Raw genomic sequence first — 1,954 nt, forward strand, 5'->3', positions numbered from 1 at the left:
TCGCTGCCATGCAACTCGCCCTCAGGGAAATTCAGATCGCGTTCGAGCTTGCGGAAATACGGCAGCACGTCGTTCCAGGCCCAGCCGGTCGCGCCGTTCGCGGCCCACTCGTCGTAGTCGCGCGGCAGCCCGCGATTCGCCGACTGCACGTTGATGCTCGACCCACCGCCCATCACGCGGCCCTGCTCATAGACGCGCGGCGCCGCGTGCTTCGTCGCCTTCGCCTTCAGATCGGGCCAGATGTAGGTATCGCCGCAGAAGACAGGCATCGGATAGCTGTCGAGGATGGCCGCGGGCACGGCGCCCGGCGGCGTGTCCGCGCCCGCTTCGATCAACGCGACGCGCAGCGACGGCACCGCCGACAACCGATGCGCGAGAACGCACCCCGCCGACCCGCCACCCACGATCACGTAATCGAAGCGCTCCATTGTCTGTCTCCTTTTTTTGTTGGCTGATCAGGAACCGCGAAACACCGGCTTGCGCTTGCCATGAAACGCTTCCACGCCTTCCCGGAAATCGTCGGACGTGCGCAGACGGCTATAGCAATGCCCTTCGAGTTCGATCGCGATCGAGAGCGGCGCGTCTTCCGAATCGTTGAGCAGCTTCTTCGCCGTGCGTTGCGCGAGCGGCGAGAACGCGCGCAGTTCATCGACAAGCGCGTCGGTCGTGGCTTCGAGCTGCGCATCGGCGACGCACTCGACCGCGATGCCCCAGTCGTACGCCTGCTTGCCCGGAATGCGGCGCGAGCGCATCACGATGTCCTTCGTGCGGCCGACGCCGACCATCTGCTGCAAGCGCGCCGAGCCGCCCGAACCCGGGATCTGGCCGAGCTTCTGTTCCGGCAGCGCGTAGAACGAGGTATCGGTCGCGATGCGGAAGTCGCACGCGAGCGACAGTTCGAAGCCCACGCCGAAGCAGAAGCCGCGATTGGCCGCGATCACCGGCTTCGAGCAGCGCGCTGGCGCCGCGATGTTCCAGGCGAGCTTCGACACGTGTTCCGGCGAGGCTTCGAGAAAGCCCCGGATGTCGCCGCCGCTCGAGAAGTGCTCGCCCTTCGCCCGCACGACGATCACGCGCACGCGGTCGTCTTCGTCGAGCGCCTCGAACGCCACGCGCAATTGATCCCGCGCGTGCATCGAAATCACGTTGAGCGGCGGGCGATGCAGGATGATGTCCGCGCGTTCGCGTTCGGCGTCGATCTCGATCGAGAAGCCGTCGAGGTCCTGAAGCAGCGTCTGGCCGCGATGGGTCAAGTCAGTCATGTGCGTTACTCCTTCGTGGTTTCCGTGTGTTGAGCGATGGGCGTGGTTTCATCGCGTTGATACTCGCCCGCGGACAGCTTGCGGCGCAGGATTTTTCCGACCGGCGACTTCGGAATGTCGTCGACGAATACGTAGTCGCGCGGCCGTTTGAAGTTGACGAGGTCCGACGTGCGGCACCACGTGTCGAGCGCTTCGGCATCGACGTATTCGCGCCGCTTGATGAACGCGACGACGCGTTGTCCCCAGCGTTCGTCGTTCACGCCAGCGACCGCGACTTCATCGACCGACGGATGCAGCGAGAGCACCGACTCGATGTCGGCCGGCGAGATGTTTTCGCCGCCGCTGATGATCATGTCGTCGACGCGGCCGGAGACGTAAAGGTCGCCGTCTTCGTCGAAGTAGCCGGTGTCGCCGGTGAAGTACCAGCCGTCGCGCAAGGACTTCGCGTTCGCGTCCGGACGGTTCCAGTAGCCTTCGAATGCTTCGTCGCCGAGCAGGTCCGCAATGATCTGGCCTTCTTCGCTGACTTGCGTGAAATCGTCGGGCGATTTCGCGTCGAGCTTCACGACGCGTAGCCGCGTATTGATGCCCGCACGTCCGGCGCTTCCCGGCTTCTTCGTCGCGTCCTGGTCGATGCTGAACGTGTAGACCTCGGACGAGCCGTAGTGGTTGACGAACAGCTCGGGCTTGAA

2 protein-coding genes and 1 pseudogene are annotated in these 1,954 nt (G+C 64.5%); all 3 read right to left on the reverse strand.

From position 1 onward, the window contains the following. A partial coding sequence (locus ACAX43_RS32825; protein ID WP_370712473.1) for a GMC family oxidoreductase N-terminal domain-containing protein occupies window positions 1-428 on the reverse strand: 428 nt, incomplete at its 3' end. A gap of 27 nt (window positions 429-455) precedes the next feature. Further along, window positions 456-1,262, reverse strand: a complete 807-nt coding sequence (locus tag ACAX43_RS32830; protein ID WP_370712474.1) for an enoyl-CoA hydratase/isomerase family protein — start codon at window positions 1,260-1,262, stop codon at window positions 456-458. A 5-nt stretch (window positions 1,263-1,267) separates the two neighbouring features. Further along, window positions 1,268-1,954 (reverse strand): annotated as a pseudogene (locus ACAX43_RS32835) (long-chain fatty acid--CoA ligase); the annotation flags it as partial.

The sequence above is a fragment of the Paraburkholderia sp. IW21 genome (assembly GCF_041321145.1).
GTDB lineage: Bacteria > Pseudomonadota > Gammaproteobacteria > Burkholderiales > Burkholderiaceae > Paraburkholderia.

Excerpts from the sequence above, each read along its gene's own strand:
- ACAX43_RS32830 (WP_370712474.1), bottom strand. The coding sequence starts at position 1,262 with ATGACTGACTTGACCCATCGCGGCCAGACGCTGCTTCAGGACCTCGAC.